At 66.9% G+C, this 1,058-nt stretch carries 2 protein-coding genes; both read left to right on the top strand.

The annotated features are described in order from the left end of the window. The first annotated feature begins 77 nt into the window (after positions 1–77). On the top strand, positions 78–437 hold the full coding sequence (locus tag J2852_RS31290) for a helix-turn-helix domain-containing protein (protein WP_209883193.1): 360 nt from the start codon (positions 78–80) through the stop codon (positions 435–437). Then, positions 389–1,042, top strand: coding sequence for an IS630 family transposase (locus J2852_RS31285; protein WP_209883191.1), 654 nt, complete (start codon positions 389–391; stop codon positions 1,040–1,042). Before J2852_RS31290 ends, J2852_RS31285 begins: the two co-directional genes overlap by 49 nt. Positions 1,043–1,058 lie beyond the last annotated feature (16 nt).

Here is a 1,058-nt window from a genome sequence, read left to right as displayed (position 1 = left end):
GGATTGTTTTTGGGTGTAGACGGCATTTTGGCTGGCCCGTGCTGTTGGAGTGAGACACCGTCGAAGGGTCTGCGTCCATGGGCCAGCCGTATTCCGCCGATCTGCGCGAACGTGTTCTCCAAGCTTATGAGCGCCACGAAGGCAGCCCCGAGTTGTTGGCGCGGCGCTTTCAGGTCAGCCGCGCCTGTGCGTACAACTGGGTCCGGGCGGCGCGGCTGGAGGGGAGGCGGGGCGCCAAACCACACGCGGGCGGCGTCCCGGCCCACCTGGACGCCGCTGGGGTGAGCGTGTTGCGCGCCTTGGTGCGGGACGACAACGATGCCACGCTGGCGCAATACCGCGAGCGGCTGGCGGCCCGCACCGGGATCACTCTGAGCGCGGCGGTGCTGTGCCGGACCTTGAAGCGCCTGGGCTTGGCGCGCAAAAAAAGACGCTGAGGGCCAGCGAACAGGACCGGGCGGACATCGCCGCGGAGCGTGCGGCTTACCGCCAAGACCCGGTGGTGCGCGAGGCGGCGCGCTTGGTCTTTCTCGACGAAACCGGCATCAACACCCAGATGACGCCCACCCAGGCCCGGGCACCGCGCGGCGAGCGGGCCTGGGGCTCGGTGCCGTGCGGGTCCTGGCACCGGGTCACGGTGCTCGGCGCCTTGAGCGCCGATGGCATGCTGGCGGCGATGAGCATTGAGGCGTCCACCTCCGCCGCCGTGTTTTTGGCGTTCGTCGAACAGGTTCTCATCCCCGTCTTGCAGCGGGAAAAGCCCGACGCCGTGGTTGTCATGGACAACCTGTCGGCTCACAAGCGGGCCGACATTCTGGCCACTTTCAAAGCCGCCGGCGTCGCTGTCCGCTTCCTGCCGCGCTACTCGCCCGACCTCTCCCCCATCGAGCCGGGCTGGTCCAAGCTCAAGAGCATCTTGCGCACCAAAGAGGCCCGCGCGGTCGATGCCCTCAACCGCGAACTTGGCCCAGCTCTCGACGCCATCACCGCAACCGATGCAAAAGCGTGGTTCAAGCTTTGCGGGTACCCGAATCTAAGCTGACCAGAAATCCGCTCTA

Origin of the sequence: Azospirillum soli (assembly GCF_017876165.1) — a bacterium.
GTDB lineage: Bacteria > Pseudomonadota > Alphaproteobacteria > Azospirillales > Azospirillaceae > Azospirillum > Azospirillum soli.
The sequence above is the reverse complement of the archived record's forward strand: the minus strand, read 5'-3'. Positions and strand labels throughout refer to the sequence as shown.

Bases quoted from the DNA above. Each gene is read 5' to 3' on its own strand.
- J2852_RS31290 (WP_209883193.1), top strand. From the start codon at position 78: ATGGGCCAGCCGTATTCCGCCGATCTGCGCGAACGTGTTCTCCAAGCT.